A 17,580-nucleotide genomic window follows, 5' to 3' on the forward strand; every position below is an offset into this window, starting at 1 on the left:
AAATGAAAGCACTTCTGGGATACTTAGTCGCAACGTCGCTTGCCGCAACGTCCATGTGTGACGCAGGGACATACACTTGCGACGGTGACGATAGCAGCTATGGTGTGGAGTATAACAACAATTACTTGCGAGACCAATTTGATCAGCTTGGTCTGGAATATACGAAATCCGCGACCTTCTGGATTCAAAATGGCAACGATCCCACAATTATTTGGGGGCAGAAGATCAAGGACGTACAGCTTCTCCAATTCTGTGAGGACAGTGACGGAAAGGATTACGTTATCAGACAAGTTCTTACCGAAGATATCCATTATTATAATGCGACGAGGAACAGACTTAGGTGGAATGACACTTGCAGGCTCCAGGTGGAGGTGCGGTGGTCGAGCCACGGGGACTACCATCGAGTCCACGATGCTTACGATGGCAAAAAGGCCGGGATCTCGGTCTGGGTCGGGACGACAGGCAAATTCGGTTATGACGACCTGTCCGGTTGCCGCTGAGGTGGTCCCCGCCTTGCGTGTTGCGGTCAGCCGCGATCGGGTCACCTGAAGCGCCAAAACGCTATGGCGCCAGGCAGGCGAAGGATCTTTGGGAGTGATGGTCGGACGCCTTTCCCCGCAAAAATATCTGCCACTACAACAATGAACTAAAGCAGCGGAATCCGAAAATGAAATCACTTGTTGCATATGTCATCGCAGCGTCGCTTGCTGCAACTTCCATGTGTAGCGCCGGAACATACATTTGTAAGGACGACGATGGCTCTGAACATGTGGATTTCAACAACAATTACATGCGCGATCAATTTGATAGTCTTGGACTGGACTATACGAAATCCACGACCTTCTGGCTTCGAAATGGTAACCACCCCGACGTTATTTTCGGGAGGTCAATCAAGGAGGTACAAGTTCTCCAATTCTGCGAAGACAGTAACGGTGAGGAGGTCATCATCAGAGAGGTCATCCATCATAAAATCGCCTTTAGAAACGCGGCGAGGATCCGAATTCGGTGGAATGACACCTGCAGGCTCCAGATGGAAGTGAAGTGGTCGAAACACGGGGACTTTCATCGAGTCCACGATGCTTACGATGGCAAAAAGGCCGGGATCGAAGTCTGGCTGGGGAGCAAAGGCAAGTTCGGTTATGACGACCTGTCCGGTTGCCACTGAGGTGGTCCCCGCCTTGCGTGTTGCGGTCAGCCGCGATCGGGTCGCCTGAAGCGCCGAAACGTTATGGCGCCAGGTAACGCTCCAGCACCATGGCCGGCATCGATCCGCGGATCAGGCTGCCGGGCAGCACGTAGGACGGCAGAAGGTCGAGCGTCAGGCGGTCCATCAGCGCCGCGTTCTCTGCCTCGGCTGTGTCGATCACCGAGGCGCGGATGTTCAGGCTGTCCGCCAGCGCGGCGATCTCATCCTCGGCCTGTGCGCATTCGGCGCAGCCGGGGCCGGTGAAGATCACGATGGCCACGGGCGCGTCCTGCGGGCCGTAGCCGGGGCGGGCCGGATCGAACAGGCTATCCGCCTCGCTGGCGATCAAGTCGCGGTCGGCGGCGATCTCGTCGGCATAGATGTCGGCGGCGGATGGCGCGGTGGGAGGTGCAAGCTCTTTCAGGCGTTCCAGCGCGTTCTGCGCAGGTGCCGGGACGGGCAGGGCCAGCAGGAGCGGCAGCATCCAGTGGCGCAGAGGCATCAGGACAGCCGTTCCCAGCAGGCGGCGGCCAGCGCGTCGGGGGCGGGCAGGGCGAGGCGGTCGAAGACCCGGGCGAGTTCGTCGGCCGAGGTCAGGTCGCGGCGGATTGCGCCGGACGGGCCGTCCTCGCTGAACATCCGGTTGAACAGGCCGAGGCGGCAGTCGCCGTCATAGCCCGCCACCATCAGGTTCGAGCCGAACGGGCTGCCCGCCCAGGTGGCGGAGACGTAGTTCGCGGCGACGATGTCGTTGTCGGTCACATGCGCCTCGTCGAAGCCGTAGCAGGACATCCAGCCGTCATCGCCACGCTTTTCCACGACTGTCTCGCCCGTGGTTTCGTCCTGCGAGAGCCTGTAGGCGCCATCCGCGACCGTCTGTTCGCCCATGTCGATGGCCAGCGGCTGGCGCGGCATCGGACCGCCGAAGCCGGTATCCGAGAGGTAGCGGTTTCCGCCGGTCCCGACGATCCAGGCGAGGTGGCTGCGCGGGCCGGGGACGGGCCGGCGCTGCCGCACGCGGCCGAGGACACGGCGGGCAGAGAAACCGGCGCGGTGCAGGGCCGCGCCGTAGAGCGTGTTCAGCTCGTAGCAATACCCGCCGCGGCGGCCGCGCAGCATCTTGTCGCCCAGCGTCTTCAGCGACAGGTCGGGGACGAGGCCGAGGAAGGCGTCGATCCCCTCGAAGGGGATCGCGTTCATCTGCGCCTGTTGCAGCCGTTGCAGGCCGTCCGGCGAGACCGGCACCCCGTCCAGTCCCAGCCGGGCCAGGTAAAGCGCGTAATCCTCGTCTTCCATGCGGGGCGGCTCAGCCCTCTCCGCGAAGCTCGTCGACAAGGCCCAGCATGCCGTCCAGCGGGACGTAGCCGCGCACCAGCTGGGTTTCGAACACGAAGGTGGGCGTGCCCGAGATCTGCATCCGCTGTGCCAGCGCGTGGTTTGCGTTGATGACCTCTGCCACTTCGGGGCTTTCCATGGCGGCCATCACGGCCTCTGTATCGAAGCCCTTGTCGTTGGCCATGGCGGTCAGCGCCTCGGGCGTGACGTCGCCGCGCATCGTCATCAGGTCGTTGTGCGTTTCGAAGTAGGCGTCCTCGCCCTCGACCTGCTGCACGGCGATGGCGAATTTCGCGGCCAGCACCGACTGGTCGCCGAGGATCGGGAATTCCTTGATGACGTAGCGGATGTTGCCATCGGTCTCTACCAGCGCGTTCACGTCCGGATGCGCGCGGCGGCAGTAGCCGCAGCGGTAATCCATGAACTCCACCACGGTGATGTCGCCATCGGGGTTGCCGCCGACATAGGAAAAGCCGTCGTTGAAGATGTCGTCGGAATTGGTCTCTACCAGCGTGACATCGCTGGCCGCCTGTTCATTGGCCTGGCGCTGTTCCAGCACGTCGATGGCTTCCAGCAGCACTTCGGGGTTTTCCATCAGGTAGGCGCGGATCTCGGCACGGAAGGCGTCCCGCTCGGCATCGTTCATCGCGTTGATGTCGAACGCGGCAAGCGGGCTCGCGGTCAGCGCGATCATCGCGGCAGCCAGAGGCAAACGGCTAAGCATCAATTCATCCTTCTTTGATTTTGATTCCGGCGGATTTCGCCGCAGATAGCACATCCTGGGCCCGGATCCATCCGGGCGAGCCGCGCGGCAGCAGGGCCTCGGCCCGTTTTGCGTGGATCGCGGCGGTCTTGAGGTTGCCGAGCACGGCGTAGCGTTCGGCGGTGACGATGGAGGCCATGCCGTTATTGCCGGTCTTGGCATAGGCCACGGCAAGGTCGCGGAGCATCCGGGGATCGGCGGGGTCGCGGGCGCGGGCGCGTTCCAGCACGCCGACCGCGCTGCCCATCTGGCCGGTCGCCACGAGCGCGCGGCCATAGCCCGCAAGGATCAGCGGGTCGCCGGGCGCGGCGTTGGCGGCGGCGCCGTAGGTGGAGGCGGCCGCTGCGAACTCCCGTCCCTCGAGCTGCAGCTGTCCCTTGAGTTCCAGGTAATAGGGATCGCCGGGGCGGGCGGCGATCAGCTGGTTCATCGCGGCCATCCCCTTTTCGTGCTGACCGGCGCTGTGCAGCGCCACGGCGAGGCGCATCAGGTCGACGTCGGTTTTGGGAGATTTCACGCGCTGGAGGGTCCAGCCGGGTTTCCGGAGGAAGGCGGAGAGTTTGCCCTGCGCCCGCAGGAACCAGTACTGCGCCTGAGGATGCTCCTGCGCGCGCCCGGCATAGGCGGCCGCGTATCCTTCGACGGCGCGGATCCGGTCGCGGGTCAGTGGGTGGCTGCGGACGTAGGGATCCTGACGGGTTTCGGACAGCACTTCCTGCCCCCGGAAATAGTCCAGAACGTCGGACATCGCCGTCGGGTCGATGCCGGAGGTGGCGAGGTAGCGAAGAGCGGACTGGTCGGCGCTGGCTTCTTCGGCGCGGGTGTGGCTCAGGAAGACGCGGCTGGCGCTGGACGCGGTGCCGAGCGCGACGGCCGCGCCGGCCTCGGCGCTGCCGGAGGCCGCGCCGACGGCCAGCGCCATCAGCAGGCCGAACCGGGCGGCGACGCTGGCGGTGTTCAGGTTGGCTATCCGGCGCGAGATGTGGCCGTTGGCGATATGGGCGACCTCGTGGGCGAGGACCGCCTGCAGTTCCTCGGCGGTCTTGACCGTCAGGATCAGGCCGGAATGCAGAAGGATGTGCTGGGTGTCGACGACGAAAGCGTTGAGTTTCTGGTCGTTTACCACGAGGATCTTGATCTGCGACGGGCTGAGACCGGCGGCGGTGATGACCGGGCGGGCCAGTTCCTTGAGCGCGTGCTCGATGTCCGGGTCGCGGATCAGGCCGATGGCCGCAGCGGGCAGACCGACCCCGCAAAAGACCAGCGCCATCAGGGCCATGCGTATCCTCTGGCCGAGGGGTCTCGCCATTGACTGTCTGCCTTTCCGGGTGCAGGTCCTGCCTCGGGCGAGCATAGAGAGAGGACGATGCGGAACTCAAGCCGGAGCGAGGTCGATCCCTTCATTGTGATGGACGTGATGGAAGCGGCGCGGGCGGCGGAAGCGGCCGGGCGGCACGTGATCCACATGGAAGTGGGGCAGCCCGGAACGCCGGCGCCGAAGGGCGCGCTTGAGGCGGTGTCGCGGGCGATGGCGTCGGATGCCCTGGGATACACGGTGTCCCTGGGGCTGCCGGAGCTGCGGGCGCGGATCGCCCTGCTGTATCGCGAGTGGTACGGGGTGGATCTGGACCCGGCGCGGGTGGTGGTGACGGCGGGGTCGTCGGGGGCGTTCCTGCTGGCGTTCAGCGCATTGTTCGATTCCGGGGATCGCGTGGGGATCGGAGCGCCCGGCTATCCGTCGTACCGGCACATCCTGACGGCCCTGGGCCTTGAGGCGATGATGATCGAGGCGGCGCCGCGGCACCGGCTGCAGCTGGTGCCGGAGGATCTGCCGGCGGGGCTGGCGGGGCTGATGGTGGCGTCGCCCGCGAACCCGACGGGGACGATGCTGGATCGCGAGGCGCTGGAGGCGCTGATCGGGGCGGCGGCGGCGCGGGGGACGGCGTTCATCTCGGACGAGATCTATCACGGGATCGAGTACGAGCGGAAAGCGGTGACGGCGCTGGAGATCTCGGACGACGTCTACGTGATCAACTCGTTCTCCAAGTATTTCTCGATGACCGGCTGGCGCGTGGGCTGGATGGTGGTGCCGGAGGATCATGTGCGGGTGGTGGAGCGGCTGGCGCAGAACATGTTCATCTGCGCGCCGCATGTAAGCCAGGTGGCGGCGCTGGCGGCGATGGACTGCGGCGTGGAACTGCAGGCGAACCTTGCGGTCTATGCCGAGAACCGGCGGCTGATGATGGAGGGGCTGCCGGAGGCCGGGTTCACCGATATCGCGCCGCCGGACGGGGCGTTCTATGTCTATGCGGACGTGTCGGACTTCACGTCGGACAGCCGCGCTTTCGCGGCGGAGATCCTGGCGCTGGCCGGCGTGGCGGTAACGCCGGGGCTGGATTTCGACGAGGCGCGGGGGGCGGGAACGCTGCGGTTCTCCTACGCGCGGTCGACGGCGGATATCCGCGAGGGGCTGGCGCGGCTGAAGGCGTTCATGGCTGCGCGGTAGCTAGGCGGAACGGGCCTGCCGGCCCGTGAAGATATTTCGGGGAATCAAGCGGGTGGAGGGCGGCTTGCCTGGCGTGGCTGATGTGGAAGAGGGCTCGGGTTCACCGAAGCAATGCATCCGATCCACCCTCGCCTGAGCCCTGCCTGGCAGCCGCCGCCGCACTGCTCAAGAAGAATAGCCGTCTCCCCGCATGCGGGGCCCCTCGGCGATTCTTCTTGATCACCGCGCCGTCGCCCGTCCAGCCCGTCTCAGGCGAGGGTGGCCCCGAAGCAATGCTTTTCCGGGGGAAACGGATTGGGTAAGGTCCGGGAAAAATGACAAGAGGCGGTATGAGCAGGATACTGGCGGTTTTCATCGCCCTGATCTGGGGCGGAACGGCGGCGGCGCAGGTGCTGACCGGACTGGCGCGGGTGGACGCCGGGGCGTCTTCGCTGCGCGATGCCGGCGGCGGCGTGGAGCTGGTGCTGGGCCTGTCGCAGCCGGTGCCCTATCGCGTCTTCACCCTCGACGCGCCGCGGCGACTGGTGCTGGATTTCTCGACCGTGGACTGGACGGGACTGGATGCGGAGGCCTTCGATGGCTCTGAGGCCGTGGCCGGCGTCACCATGGGCGCGTTCCGGCCGGGCTGGTCGCGGATGGTTCTGGAACTGGATGCGCCGCTGATCGTGGCCGAGGCCGGGATGGAAACGGGTGAGGATGTCACCGTCACCGTGCGGCTGCAGCCTGCCAGCGCGGAGGATTTCGCACTTGCGGCAGGAGCGCCCGCCAGTGCGCTGTTTTCGCTGCCGGAACCGGCGAAGGACATGGAAGCGCCGCATCGCCGGCAGGACGGTTCGCGCCCGGTCGTCGTGGTGCTGGATCCCGGCCATGGCGGCATCGATCCGGGGGCCGAGCGCGACGGGTACCGCGAAGCCGACCTGATGCTGACCTTCGCCCGCGAACTGCGCGAGGTTCTGCAGCGGGCGGGCGGTTTCGAGGTTTTCATGACCCGGGACGACGACATCTTCGTTCCGCTGGAGATGCGTGTCTCGCTGGCGCGGATGGCCGGCGCAGACGTCTTCATCTCGGTCCATGCCGACGCGCTGGCCGAGGGGCGCGCGCAGGGCGCCACGATCTATACGCTGGCCGAGGAGGCGACCGACGTCGCCTCGGAGAAACTGGCGGAGCGGCATGACCGCGGCGATCTGCTGGCGGGGGTGGACCTGACCGAGCAGGACGACCGCGTGGCGCATGTGCTGATGGACATGGCGCGGACCGAGACCGCGCCGCGGGCCGACCGGCTGGCGGATGAACTGGTCGCGGCGCTGACGCAGAGCATCGGCACCCTGCACAAGCGGCCGAGGATGGAAGCCTCCTTCTCGGTTCTGAAGGCGGCGGACATCCCGTCTGTCCTTGTGGAACTGGGGTTCCTGTCATCGGACCGGGACCGCGAAAAGCTGCTGTCGGAGGACTGGCGTGGGAGAGCGGCGGAGGGTATCCGCGACGCGCTGATCGCCTGGTCGCGGGCGGATGCGGAAGAGGCGGAACTGCTCAGGCAGTAGAGGCGCGGCGTGCCAGCCAGATGGTGTGGCCGGCGCAGTCCGGATCGCGGGGCTGGAAGGCGATCACCTCGAACCCGCTTGCGGCGAGCAGGGCGCGGTAGTCGTCGGGGTTCAGCGATGCGTGGTAGACCGGCTCTCCCTCTACCTTGCCGATGGGTTCGCCGGCGGCGGGGCCAGAGGTGAACATCAGGACCGCGCGCGGCGCGGCATGCGCGGCGAAGACCGGGAACATGGCACGCTGATCGTCGGGCGACAGGTGAAAGAAGCTGTCCCAGGCGAGGATGGCGTCGAATTCCTCACCCAGATCGAGATGGCGCATGTCGGCATGGACGGCCCGGGCCTGCGGCAGGTTCTGCCGGAACAGCGCCACCATCGCGGGGGCGCCGTCGACGCCGGTGACGGCGCAGCGGCGGTCGGAGAGATATTCGGCGATGGGTTTGCCGGGGCCGCAGCCGAGGTCGAGCACCCGGCGGCCGGGGGCATGGTTCAGCATGCGGTCGAGCCAGCGCCGCTCGAACAGGGAACGGCTGCGCGAGGCGGCGTAACCGCGCGCGACTCGTTCATAGGTGTGCAGGATGTCTTCCGGGCCCATGAGGGACGGTTAGGGCCCGGCCGGGGGCGGCGCAAGCGGGGTTCGGCGCGGGCGGGATCACATGCGCGCGATGCCGCCGATAGGGGTTTTGACCTTTCGGGGTTGGGGATATATTGGCGACCGCAACCTTGGCCCGGGGGCAGTCATGCTGCTTTTCTTCGCGTCCTTCCTGGGCGCCATTTTCAGTTTTATTACCAATGGCTTGTTCATGGCGGCCCTGCTGATCGGGGCGGTGTTCTACATGTATGGCCGGGACCTGCCGAACCATGAGCAGCTGGCCCTTTACGCGCCGCCGACGATTTCCCGGATCTATAACGGCGAGGGCCGGCTGATCGACGAATTCGCCAAGGAGCGGCGACTGTTCACGCCGATCGAGGATATCCCGGACATCGTGAAGGAAGCCTTCATCAGCGCCGAGGACAAGAACTTCTATCACCACAAGGGCTATGACGCGCGCGGTATGGCGGCGGCGGCGCTTGACGCGGCGCGCGGCGGGCGGCTGCGGGGTGCGTCGACGATCCCGCAGCAGGTGGTGAAGAACTTTCTTCTGTCCTCGGACCGGTCGGCCGAGCGCAAGATCAAGGAACTGATCCTGTCCGTGCGGCTGGAGAACACGCTGTCGAAAGAGGAGATCCTAGAACTCTACCTGAATGAAATCTACCTCGGGCAGAACTCCTATGGCGTGACCGCCGCGGCGCAGGTTTACTTCAACAAGACGCTGGAGGAGCTGACGGTCGCGGAAGCCGCCTATCTCGGGGCGCTGCCGCAGCGGCCGGCGCAAACCCATCCGGTGCGCGACCGGGACTTCGCCATCTCGCGCCGTGATTACGTTCTGCGCGAGATGCGGGAGAACGGATTCATCGACGAGGCATCCTATGAGGTGGCGACGGCCGACCCGCTGCTGACCGTGCAGAACGGCGACTTCGAACCGTTCGGGGCGCAGCTTCCGCCACGGGATTACTTTACCGATGAAATTCGGCGGCAGCTTTCCCGCGACTTCGGGCAGGACGAATTTTTCGGCGGCGGCCTGACGATCCGCGCGACGGTGGACCCGGAACTGCAGGACGAAGCGGCGAAGGCTTTGCAGGCGGGGCTTGAGAGCTATGACCGGGGCCTGGGCATCTGGCATGGCAAGCAGGCGTCCATCGAGCCGGATCAGCTTGGTTCCGAAGAAGAATGGCGCGCGGCGTTGTCCTCGGCAGACGTGCCGCGCGATATCGAAGGCTGGTTCCCGGCGGTGGTGCTGGAGATCGGCGACCAGCGGATGCGGATCGGCATCGAGGGCGTGGAAGAGACCGATGCCGAGCCGTTCTACGTGCCGCGGGAGGATATCTCGTGGATCAAGGGCAGCTTCCACGACAATTTCGAGGTCGGCGACGTCGTCTTCGTGCGGCGGATGACCAAGGATGCCGATGGCAGCTTTATCCGGTGGACGCTGCGGCAGGTGCCCACGGTGCAGGGCGGGTTCATGGCGATGGACGTGCATACCGGCCGGGTGCTGGCGATGCAGGGCGGGTTTTCGTACCAGGATTCGGTGTTCAACCGGGCGACGCAGGCGGCGCGGCAGCCGGGGTCGTCGTTCAAGCCGTTCGTTTATGCTTCGGCGCTGGATTCCGGGTTCACGCCGGCCACGATCATCATCGACGCGCCGATCCAGGTGGATACCGGCGACGGCATCTGGCGGCCAACCAACGCGAGCCACCAGTTCTACGGGCCGACGCCGCTGCGCACGGGAATCGAACGGTCGCGGAACCTGATGACGGTGCGGCTGGCGCAGGAAATCGGAATGGACGTGGTTGCCGGATATGCCGAGCGGTTCGGCGTCTATGACCGGCTGGAGCCGTTCCTGGCGAACGCGCTGGGATCGCAGGAGACGACGCTGTTCAAGATGGTCGCGGCCTACGCGATGTTCGCCAATGGCGGCGAACGGGTGGAGCCGACGCTGGTCGACCGGGTGCAGAACCGCTGGGGCGAGACCGTGTATCGGCATGACGACCGGAGCTGCGAGGATTGTCAGATCGCGTCGCTGGATGCTGGCTTCGCGCCGATGATCACGTCGAACCGCGAACGGGTGATGAACGCGATTACGGCGTATCAGCTGACCTCGATGATGCAGGGCGTGGTGCAGCGCGGAACGGCGGCGGGGCGTGTCAACGTCGGTGTGCCGGTCGCCGGCAAGACGGGGACCACGAACGATGCGAAGGACGTATGGTTCATCGGTTTCACCTCGGACATCGTCGCGGGGTGCTACATCGGATACGACCGTCCGAAACGGATGCCGGGCGCCTCGGGCGGTGGCATGTGCGCGCCGGTCTTCAACCAGTTCATCAAGCATGCCGTCGAAAAATACGGCGGCGGGCCGTTCGATGTGCCGCCGGGCGGGCATTTCATCAAGATCGACCGATATACCGGCGAACGCCTGCCGGACGAAGCCAGTGGCGAGAACGTGGTTGCGGAATACTTCCGTGACGGCGAGGAGCCGCTGTTCGGCGTGATGTTCGATGGCGGCTGGGCGATGGGGTCGAACCTGCCGCTGTTCGCGCCGGGAGAGGACACGACAATCATCGAGGAAGGCGTGACGGTGAAGACCTCGGACGGGCAGGTGACCGTGATCCCCGACAAGGCGGATTTCGGTACGCTGTCTTCCGGCGGCCTGTACTGAGCCGTTTTTACGTAATCAGGGTCTGTTAAAGGTCCACCGAGAAAGGCGCACGGCGTATCGTTTGCGATCCTCGGGATGGTTACCGATGGCAGAGTCCAGCGGTTGCTGCCGGTTGCCGGTTCCGTCGCCAGGTATCGTCTTTCGTCGATCCAAAAAACATCTCGTTCAAACGAATGACGAAAAGTCCCGCGGCCGGGACTTGGCAAACGATTTTCGATGGCCTGTCAAAAGGTTCCGGCAACGTGTGCGTCGGACCGGCAATTCCGCATTGCCGGTCCGCCAGCAGAGAGCGTCACGCGAAAGCAGCGCTCTCTGTTCGATTTACCCACAGCTGTAGAGCTTATCCGTTTTGTCGCTACCATGCCGGCGGATAATAAGGCCGTTGTTCACTCCAAGATTGGTATAAGATGTCGTGTCGATTGAGATCCATCTATTCTGGTAGCTCCTGGAACCTCCGTACCACCTCCATTCGACTTTGAATTTGCAGTTTTTGGTCCAGGGGACCAGAAATTTGGCGAAGTGATTCTTTTTCACGTTTTTTCCGCGTTTTACATCACCTATGTACTCTTCGGAGTTGGAATCTTCGGAATCCCCGCAGTATAGAAAGACTTTTACGTCATCCATTTCATAGTTCGAGGTGTTGCGAACCCAGAACCATTCGGGAGTTGTGTAGGCACCTACTATCTCGCTGCCTTTTTTCTCGTCGAAGTCATCCGAGAGTGATCTCTCTTCGTAGGTGATGTCACCTTTGAACTTCCCGCCGACACTAGAAGTACACTGATGTGCCCGCGCGGCGTCGGGAAACGCTGCCGCTAAGGTCAATGCCGCGGCTATCAGGCCGAAGATGCTCGTTTTCGGGGTCATTTATTCCATCCGCATAAGGTCAATCGAGTCGGCGGGAACAATGGGCGTTTCCGTGACCGACTGCTTGGAGATCATGTGGAGAAAACCGGGAGTTTACTGGGTGTCACCCGATGCAGCCTGCCGGCGCTACCAGTCAGATCCCCAACCGGTCCCGCAGGGCGAACCACGACATCACCACCGCGACGGAGGCCATGCGCAGACCCGGCGCCAGCGGCATCGGGATGGCCGGCGGCCGCGCGCGGGCCATCGTGTCGAACTGCGTGAGGTCGCCGTGGATCGCCTCGGCCACGATCTTGCCAGCAAGCGTCGCCAGCGCGACGCCGTGGCCGGAATAGCCGGAGGCGGACCAGAGGCCCGGCGCGGGGCGGGAGAAATCGGGCATCCGGGTCTGCGTGATCGCGAGGGTGCCGCCCCACGCATAGTCGATCTTCACGTGGGAAAGGTGCGGATAGATCTCCAGCATCGGCTTGCGGACGAGGCCGGCGATGTCCTTCGGGAAGCGGTAGCCGTAATTCTCTCCACCGCCGAACAGCAGGCGTTTGTCGTGGGACAGGCGCCAGTAGTTGACGACGAAGCGGCTGTCGGCGACGGCGATGTCCTTTGCCAGCACTTGCGCCGCCCGGTCGCCCAGCGGTTCCGTCGCGACGATGAAGTTGTTGATCGCCATGAAGCGCCGCGCGGTCGGGCGGTTCAGCGTGCCGAGATAGCCGTTGCAGGCGAGAACGACCTGGTCCGCCCGGATCGTGCCGTTGGCGGTGCGGACGAGGCCCTGTTCGACGCTTGTCGCCTCTGTCATCTCGTGGATCCGCACGCCCGCTGCCTGCGCCGCGCGGGCAAGGCCGATGGCGAAGCGCAGCGGGTGCATGTGGCCGGAACCCCAGTCGACGGCGCCGCCATGGAACGCCTCGGATCCGATCAGCGCGCGGATGCCGTCGCGGTCCAGCACTTCCAGCTTGTCGTAATCATAGTCGCGGGCGATGCGCTCGGAGTATTCCCGTGCGGCTGTCGCGGCGGGTTCGGTCCAGTCGGCATGGGCCACCCCGTCGCGCCATTCGGCGTCGATGCCGTGCGCGGCGATCAGGGATTTCACCAGTTCGACGGAGTCCACCGAGACGTCCCAGAGCTTGCGGGCATCGTCCTTGCCGAAGGCGTGTTCGAGATAGTCCTGATCCTGCCGCTGTCCCGCCGCGACCTGCCCGCCGTTGCGGCCCGACGCGCCGAATCCGATCCGGTGGGCATCGATCAGGACAACATCGTAGCCCTTCTGCGCAGCGTGGAGTGCCGTGGAAAGGCCGGTGAAGCCGGCGCCCACGATGGCGATGTCGGCGCGGGTTTCGCCCTGAAGCGGCGGGAAGGGCGGCAGCGGCGTCGCGCTGGCGGCGTACCAGCTGTCGGGGTACTGGCCCGGGCGGTCGTTGGAGTGGAGGAGGTTCATGCGATGCTTCGCCAGGAGGTGCTGGAATTCATGGAAGGCCGGTTGTCGAAGCCTCCGTCGGGTCGAGCGGTGTCAGGGTGCCTTCAGCCTCATACGTTCAGCAGCAGGTGTTCCCGCTCCCACGGGCTGATGACCTGCATGAACTCCTGATACTCCACCTGTTTCACCGCTTCGTAGACGCGGCAGAATTCGGGGTGAAGCACGTCCCGGACCTTGTCGGCTATGGCGAACTGATCCAGCGCGTCGCCCAGAACCTGCGGCAGGGCCGGGTCGAGGTCGTAGGCGTTGCCGGTGAAGGCGGGGCGCGGGTCTTCCTGTTCGATCAGGCCGAGATAGCCGCAGGCCAGTGATGCGGCGATGCCGAGATAGGGGTTGCAGTCCATGCCGGCGAGGCGGTTTTCGACCCGCCGCGCCTCGGGGTCCGAGACCGGCACGCGGATGCCGGTGGTGCGGTTGTCGGTGCCCCATTCGAGGTTGATCGGCGCGGCGTGGTCGCGGACGTAGCGGCGGTAGCTGTTCACGTATGGCGCCAGCACCGCGATGACCGAGGGCAGATGCTTTTGCATGCCGCCGATGAAATGGCCGAAGGACGGGGTTTCCGACCCGTCGGGGTTGGAGAAGATGTTCCGCCCGGTCTTGCGGTTCACCACCGAGTGGTGGACATGCATCGCGGAGCCCGGTTCGTCCTGGATCGGCTTGGCCATGAAGGTGGCAAAGCAGTCGTGGCGCAGCGCCGCCTCGCGGATCAGGCGTTTGAAATAGAAGATTTCGTCGGCCAGTTTCACCGGGTCGCCGTGGCGCAGGTTCATCTCGATCTGGCCGGCGCCGCCTTCCTGCAGGATGCCGTCGATCTCGAACCCCTGCGCTTCGGCGAAATCGTAGATGTCGTCGATGACGGTGCCGTATTCGTCGACGGCGGACATGGAATAGGCCTGCCGCGCGGCGGCGCGGCGGCCGGAGCGGCCCATCGGCGGTTCGACCGGCTGGTTCGGGTCGACGTTGCGGGCGACGAGGTAGAATTCCATCTCTGGCGCGACGATGGGCTCCCAGCCCTTGGCGTTGTAGAGGTCCACGACCCGTTTCAGCACGTTGCGCGGCGCGATGGGGACCGGGTTGCCCTCGCGGTCCTCGATGTCGTGGATCACCTGCATGGTCCAGTCGGCGGTCCACGGCGCGGCGGTGGCGGTGGTGAAGTCCGGTTTCAGGATCATGTCGGGCTCGGTGAAGTCCGAGCCGTCATCGACCCAGTCGCCGGTGATGGTCTGCAGGAAGATCGAGTTCGGCAGGTAGAAATGCGGCTGCTTGGCGAACTTGTTGGCCGGCATGGCCTTGCCGCGGGCGACCCCGGCGAAGTCGGCGACGAGGCATTCGACCTCGTCGAGCCGGCGGCCTTCGAGATAAGCCTGCGCGGCTTCGGGAATGGCGGTGGTCCAGTCAAGCATAGCGGCGTTCCTTGAAGAACCGGGCGATCATGTCGGCGAGTTTCGGTTGGTCGACGGGGGCGGCGAGGCTTTCGCGGGCCGCGGCGAGCTGGGCGTCGGGGACGACGCCGGGACCGCGGTGGGTGATCAGGCCCTCGATGAAGCCTGCCCCGTATTCGGGGTGCGGCTGCACGGTGAAGGCGCGGTTGTCGTAGACAAGGGCGGCGTTGGCGCAGAAGTCGTTCGAGGCGACGACTTTCGCGTCCGAGGGCAGGGCAGTGACCTGGTCCTGATGCCAGGCGTGCACGGCGAGGTCGCCGATGCCGTCGAAGTCGTAGAGCTTGCGGCCGACGGACCAGCCGCCCTTGAACTTCTCGACATGGCCGCCGAGCGCCTGGGCGATGATCTGGTGGCCGAAGCAGATGCCGACCAGTGGAACCTCGGCGCCGTAGCAGTTGCGGATGAACTGTTCGAGCGGCGGGATCCAGGGGTGATCCTCGTACGCGCCGTGCTTCGATCCGGTGATCAGCCAGCCGTCGGCGGCGTGGATCGAGCCGGGCAGGACCATATCTTCCACCGGGTAGGTGTCGAAGGTGAAATCGTTGCCGGAGAGAAGCTGTTCGAACATGGCCGGATACTCGCCGAACTGGTCAACCAGTGCCTCCGGCGCGTGCCCGGTCTGCAGGATACCGATGTGCATGAAACCCCTGTAAGTCGGTTTGCGCGAGATTAGAGCCCGCCGGGAGCGGCGGCAAGGGGAGGCGCTAGCGGATGATCGCGGGCCTGTAGCGGACGCGGCTGCGGTAGGCCTGCGGCAGGTGGCGGTTCAGGCGCGCGTTGATCAGGCCGAAGATCCCGATGAGCGTCAGGGTCAGCAGGATGAAATACAGCCCGACGATGGGGTAGGGGATGAAGGGGTTGAACGTCTTGTCGGCGAAGTAATTCGCGTAGTAGAGCGCGTCGCCCATCTGCTGCCGCGCCGGGAAGCCGGAGAAGAAGACCAGCGTCGTGGCCTGGAACAGGAAGATCGCCTCGTTCGTGTAGGCGGGCCAGCCGAGACGCAGCATGGTCGGGAACAGCACCCGCCGGAACCGGGTGAATCCGGTCATCCCGTAGGCGTCGGCGGCCTCGATGTCGCCCCTGGGGACCGAGCGCAGGGCGCCGTAGAAGATCTCTCCGGCATAGGCGGCGGTGTTCAGGAACAGCACGATCAGCGCGCCGAGGGCGGCGCTGGTCAGCGGGCTGAAGAACGGTTGCCACTGCTTCAGGGACAGGAAGAAGAAGTAGGCGAGGAAGAACTGGATGAAGAGCGGCGAGCCGCGGAAGACGAAGATGAACCATTCGGCGGGCTTGCGGACCCACGGTGAGTGGGCGTCCTTGGCCATCGCCAGCGAGATCGCGAGGCAGAAGCCGAAGAGCAGTGCCAGCGTGCCGTAGTAGATGTTCCAGATCAGCCCGGAGCCGATCAGGGTGAAATGTTCGCAGAGCGTGTAGCCGTCGCGGGGAAGAAGGCGTTCCCCGTAGCCCAGCGAACGGAAGGCATAGGCCTGGATGGTGTCCCAGCAGCTGTTCATGCGGCCCTCGCCTGTTTCACGCCGCCGAGCGTCGCCTGGCCATGGGACAGCCGCTTGGTGATCCGGGCCAGAACGACCTCGGACACCTTGGTGAAGGCGAGATAGAAGACGAGCAGCGCGAGGAAATACCACATGCGCCAGTCGCCGTGCGGATAGGCGGTGAAGCGCGGGTTGGCCGTGCCGCCGAGTTCGCGGGCCCAGTAGACGATATCCTCCACCCCCAGCAGGAACAGCAGCGGCGTCGCCTTGATCAGGATCATCCACAGGTTCGACAGGCCTGGCAGGGCGTAGGTCCACATCTGCGGCACGAGGATGCGCCAGAAGGACTGGCGGGGCGTCATGCCGTAGGCTTCGGCCGTTTCGAGCTGGGCCCGGGGCACGGCCCGCATGGCTCCCTGAAGCACGTTGCCGGCGAAAGCGCCGAAGACGATGCCGAAGGTGAAGACGGCGAGCGAGAAATTGTAAAGCTCGTGCCAGAACTGCGCGGATGAGGACAGCGGCAGCTTGGCGGCGGAGCAGACGATGAAATCATTGCCCTGCCGGATCGGCTGATCCCAGTCGGGGCATTTGACCTTGTGGCGGATCCATTCCAGCCCCTGATCCAGCGCGATCACGAAGAACATGAAGTAGACGATATCCGGCACGCCGCGAACCATGGCGATGTAGATCCGGCCGAGCACGCTGAGTGGCGCGAAGCGGGACCGCGCGGCGATCGCGCCTAAAAATCCGAAAGCCAGCGCGACCGGCGCCGTAATCGCAAGCAGCACGAGGACCGTCCCGAATGAGACGTAGAACAGCATGTGCTTGCCCGTGGTGAGATAGCAGGCAAGCCAGGCGAGGCCTTCGAGCGTGTCGGGGTCTGTGCAATAGGTGAACATATGCGGGCCCTACCGAAGCTCTGCCAGGAGCCGGTCGGCGACCTGTTCGGGCGCTTCCAGCTGGGGCAGGTGGCCGAGGCTCGGGAGCGGCTTCAGGGGCGCGCCGATGCGGTCGGCGAGTGCCTCGCCGCGGGCGAGCGGGATCCAGGGATCTTCGGTGCCCCAGAGCACGGCGGTGGGGCAGCGCAGGGCGCCGAACTGCGGTTCGACCTCGGCAGTGAAACGCTCGTCGGCAAGGGCAAACTGCGCGTAGAAGGCACGCTGGCCCCTCTCGTCGAGCCAGGGAGCTTTCAGCGCGACGATATCCTCGTCGGGCAGGGGTGAAGCGAGCGCGCTGCGGATATAGGCGTCGACGACTGCGGCGTGGATATGAGGCGGGAGGCCGGTGAAGGCGTCGATATGGCGGCCGACATGGGCGAAGAACTCGGATCCCCACGGGCGCATCGCGACGACGTTCATCAGGATCAGCCGGTCGTATTCCTGGCCGTGCAGCAAATGCGCGCGGAGGCTGACGGCGCCGCCGAAATCGTGCGCGACAAGGCGCGGAGCGGTAAGGCCCCAGTGTTCCAGCATTTCGGCCATAACCTCACCCTGCGTGTCGAGCGAGGCGGGGCGGGCGGTGTCCATCTGCGAGCGGCCGAAACCGGGCATGTCGTAGTAATAGAGGCGGAATTCGCCCGCCAGCGCGGGTATCACCCTGTGCCAGGTATAGGAGGACCAAGGCCAGCCATGGGCCAGTACCAGCGGCGGGCCGTCGCCCGCGCTGCCCGCGCGAACCTGCCCGGCCGAGGTGTCATATGTCGTGTCCAGCGACCACATGCGA

General features: G+C 65.0%; 17 protein-coding genes. 5 read left to right on the forward strand and 12 right to left on the reverse strand.

Going from position 1 to position 17,580, the window contains the following annotated elements; all coding sequences use genetic code 11:
* The first annotated feature begins 2 nt into the window (after positions 1 to 2).
* Together HCO70_RS05820 and HCO70_RS05825 are read left to right on the forward strand one after the other, a co-directional pair.
* Positions 3 to 500 carry a hypothetical protein gene (locus HCO70_RS05820; protein WP_172293940.1) on the forward strand — a complete coding sequence of 166 codons (498 nt, stop codon included), beginning with the start codon at positions 3 to 5 and terminating at the stop codon, positions 498 to 500.
* A 167-nt stretch (positions 501 to 667) separates the two neighbouring features.
* On the forward strand, positions 668 to 1,165 hold the full coding sequence (locus tag HCO70_RS05825; protein ID WP_172293942.1) for a hypothetical protein: 498 nt from the start codon (positions 668 to 670) through the stop codon (positions 1,163 to 1,165).
* A gap of 61 nt (positions 1,166 to 1,226) precedes the next feature.
* Here HCO70_RS05825 and HCO70_RS05830 read toward each other — a convergent pair whose 3' ends face one another.
* Genes HCO70_RS05830 through HCO70_RS05845 form a run of 4 tightly spaced genes read right to left on the reverse strand, consistent with a single transcriptional unit; the run spans position 1,227 to position 4,593 of the window.
* Entirely contained in the window at positions 1,227 to 1,688 is a 462-nt protein-coding gene (locus tag HCO70_RS05830) for a hypothetical protein (RefSeq protein ID WP_172293944.1), read from the reverse strand.
* A complete protein-coding gene (locus HCO70_RS05835; protein WP_172293946.1) occupies positions 1,688 to 2,482 on the reverse strand; it encodes an arylamine N-acetyltransferase in 795 nt (264 codons plus the stop codon). Before HCO70_RS05835 ends, HCO70_RS05830 begins: the two co-directional genes overlap by 1 nt.
* 10 nt (positions 2,483 to 2,492) lie before the next feature.
* Complete coding sequence (locus HCO70_RS05840; protein ID WP_172293948.1) at positions 2,493 to 3,245, reverse strand: DsbA family protein; 753 nt, start codon at positions 3,243 to 3,245, stop codon at positions 2,493 to 2,495.
* A gap of 4 nt (positions 3,246 to 3,249) precedes the next feature.
* Positions 3,250 to 4,593 (reverse strand): M48 family metalloprotease, encoded by a 1,344-nt coding sequence (locus HCO70_RS05845; RefSeq protein WP_253913123.1) that lies wholly within the window; start codon positions 4,591 to 4,593, stop codon positions 3,250 to 3,252.
* A 57-nt stretch (positions 4,594 to 4,650) separates the two neighbouring features.
* Between HCO70_RS05845 and HCO70_RS05850 the strand changes: the two genes are divergently transcribed.
* Positions 4,651 to 5,790, forward strand: a complete 1,140-nt coding sequence (locus HCO70_RS05850) for a pyridoxal phosphate-dependent aminotransferase (protein ID WP_172293950.1) — start codon at positions 4,651 to 4,653, stop codon at positions 5,788 to 5,790.
* 329 nt (positions 5,791 to 6,119) lie between these two features.
* Positions 6,120 to 7,331, forward strand: coding sequence for an N-acetylmuramoyl-L-alanine amidase (locus HCO70_RS05855; RefSeq protein ID WP_172293952.1), 1,212 nt, complete (start codon positions 6,120 to 6,122; stop codon positions 7,329 to 7,331).
* Here HCO70_RS05855 and HCO70_RS05860 read toward each other — a convergent pair.
* On the reverse strand, positions 7,321 to 7,923 hold the full coding sequence (locus HCO70_RS05860) for a trans-aconitate 2-methyltransferase (protein WP_172293976.1): 603 nt from the start codon (positions 7,921 to 7,923) through the stop codon (positions 7,321 to 7,323). The genes HCO70_RS05855 and HCO70_RS05860 overlap by 11 nt on opposite strands.
* Before the next feature lie 145 nt (positions 7,924 to 8,068).
* Here HCO70_RS05860 and HCO70_RS05865 point away from each other — a divergent pair, with 145 nt between their 5' ends.
* Positions 8,069 to 10,585: a penicillin-binding protein 1A gene (locus HCO70_RS05865; RefSeq protein WP_172293978.1), complete on the forward strand. Its 2,517-nt coding sequence runs from the start codon at positions 8,069 to 8,071 to the stop codon at positions 10,583 to 10,585.
* A 321-nt stretch (positions 10,586 to 10,906) separates the two neighbouring features.
* Here the strand turns inward: HCO70_RS05865 and HCO70_RS05870 are convergent, their stop codons facing one another.
* The 7 genes from HCO70_RS05870 to HCO70_RS05900 all read right to left on the reverse strand — a co-directional run bounded on the left by HCO70_RS05870 (position 10,907) and on the right by HCO70_RS05900 (position 17,576).
* Positions 10,907 to 11,449: a hypothetical protein gene (locus HCO70_RS05870; RefSeq protein WP_172293980.1), complete on the reverse strand. Its 543-nt coding sequence runs from the start codon at positions 11,447 to 11,449 to the stop codon at positions 10,907 to 10,909.
* A 133-nt stretch (positions 11,450 to 11,582) separates the two neighbouring features.
* Positions 11,583 to 12,884 carry an FAD-binding oxidoreductase gene (locus tag HCO70_RS05875; protein ID WP_172293982.1) on the reverse strand — a complete coding sequence of 434 codons (1,302 nt, stop codon included), beginning with the start codon at positions 12,882 to 12,884 and terminating at the stop codon, positions 11,583 to 11,585.
* A gap of 89 nt (positions 12,885 to 12,973) precedes the next feature.
* Positions 12,974 to 14,326, reverse strand: a complete 1,353-nt coding sequence (locus HCO70_RS05880; RefSeq protein ID WP_172293984.1) for a glutamine synthetase family protein — start codon at positions 14,324 to 14,326, stop codon at positions 12,974 to 12,976.
* A complete protein-coding gene (locus HCO70_RS05885) occupies positions 14,319 to 15,005 on the reverse strand; it encodes a type 1 glutamine amidotransferase (RefSeq protein ID WP_172293986.1) in 687 nt (228 codons plus the stop codon). Before HCO70_RS05885 ends, HCO70_RS05880 begins: the two co-directional genes overlap by 8 nt.
* 64 nt (positions 15,006 to 15,069) lie before the next feature.
* Complete coding sequence (locus HCO70_RS05890; RefSeq protein WP_172293988.1) at positions 15,070 to 15,879, reverse strand: ABC transporter permease; 810 nt, start codon at positions 15,877 to 15,879, stop codon at positions 15,070 to 15,072.
* Positions 15,876 to 16,757 carry an ABC transporter permease gene (locus HCO70_RS05895; RefSeq protein WP_172293990.1) on the reverse strand — a complete coding sequence of 294 codons (882 nt, stop codon included), beginning with the start codon at positions 16,755 to 16,757 and terminating at the stop codon, positions 15,876 to 15,878. Before HCO70_RS05895 ends, HCO70_RS05890 begins: the two co-directional genes overlap by 4 nt.
* A 9-nt stretch (positions 16,758 to 16,766) precedes the next feature.
* Positions 16,767 to 17,576 carry an alpha/beta fold hydrolase gene (locus tag HCO70_RS05900; protein WP_172293992.1) on the reverse strand — a complete coding sequence of 270 codons (810 nt, stop codon included), beginning with the start codon at positions 17,574 to 17,576 and terminating at the stop codon, positions 16,767 to 16,769.
* Between the last annotated feature and the right edge of the window lie 4 nt (positions 17,577 to 17,580).

The organism is Pseudoruegeria sp. HB172150 (assembly GCF_013184805.1).
Taxonomy (GTDB): domain Bacteria; phylum Pseudomonadota; class Alphaproteobacteria; order Rhodobacterales; family Rhodobacteraceae; genus Psychromarinibacter.

What these genes read in the sequence shown, in the direction of transcription:
- HCO70_RS05820 (WP_172293940.1), top strand. Translation starts at nt 3, where the DNA reads ATGAAAGCACTTCTGGGATACTTAGTCGCAACGTCGCTTGCCGCAACG.
- HCO70_RS05825 (WP_172293942.1), top strand. Translation starts at nt 668, where the DNA reads ATGAAATCACTTGTTGCATATGTCATCGCAGCGTCGCTTGCTGCAACT.
- HCO70_RS05830 (WP_172293944.1), bottom strand. Translation starts at nt 1,688, where the DNA reads ATGCCTCTGCGCCACTGGATGCTGCCGCTCCTGCTGGCCCTGCCCGTC.
- HCO70_RS05835 (WP_172293946.1), bottom strand. Translation starts at nt 2,482, where the DNA reads ATGGAAGACGAGGATTACGCGCTTTACCTGGCCCGGCTGGGACTGGAC.
- HCO70_RS05840 (WP_172293948.1), bottom strand. Translation starts at nt 3,245, where the DNA reads ATGCTTAGCCGTTTGCCTCTGGCTGCCGCGATGATCGCGCTGACCGCG.
- HCO70_RS05845 (WP_253913123.1), bottom strand. Translation starts at nt 4,593, where the DNA reads ATGGCGAGACCCCTCGGCCAGAGGATACGCATGGCCCTGATGGCGCTG.
- HCO70_RS05850 (WP_172293950.1), top strand. Translation starts at nt 4,651, where the DNA reads ATGCGGAACTCAAGCCGGAGCGAGGTCGATCCCTTCATTGTGATGGAC.
- HCO70_RS05855 (WP_172293952.1), top strand. Translation starts at nt 6,120, where the DNA reads ATGAGCAGGATACTGGCGGTTTTCATCGCCCTGATCTGGGGCGGAACG.
- HCO70_RS05860 (WP_172293976.1), bottom strand. Translation starts at nt 7,923, where the DNA reads ATGGGCCCGGAAGACATCCTGCACACCTATGAACGAGTCGCGCGCGGT.
- HCO70_RS05865 (WP_172293978.1), top strand. Translation starts at nt 8,069, where the DNA reads ATGCTGCTTTTCTTCGCGTCCTTCCTGGGCGCCATTTTCAGTTTTATT.
- HCO70_RS05870 (WP_172293980.1), bottom strand. Translation starts at nt 11,449, where the DNA reads ATGACCCCGAAAACGAGCATCTTCGGCCTGATAGCCGCGGCATTGACC.
- HCO70_RS05875 (WP_172293982.1), bottom strand. Translation starts at nt 12,884, where the DNA reads ATGAACCTCCTCCACTCCAACGACCGCCCGGGCCAGTACCCCGACAGC.
- HCO70_RS05880 (WP_172293984.1), bottom strand. Translation starts at nt 14,326, where the DNA reads ATGCTTGACTGGACCACCGCCATTCCCGAAGCCGCGCAGGCTTATCTC.
- HCO70_RS05885 (WP_172293986.1), bottom strand. Translation starts at nt 15,005, where the DNA reads ATGCACATCGGTATCCTGCAGACCGGGCACGCGCCGGAGGCACTGGTT.
- HCO70_RS05890 (WP_172293988.1), bottom strand. Translation starts at nt 15,879, where the DNA reads ATGAACAGCTGCTGGGACACCATCCAGGCCTATGCCTTCCGTTCGCTG.
- HCO70_RS05895 (WP_172293990.1), bottom strand. Translation starts at nt 16,757, where the DNA reads ATGTTCACCTATTGCACAGACCCCGACACGCTCGAAGGCCTCGCCTGG.
- HCO70_RS05900 (WP_172293992.1), bottom strand. Translation starts at nt 17,576, where the DNA reads ATGTGGTCGCTGGACACGACATATGACACCTCGGCCGGGCAGGTTCGC.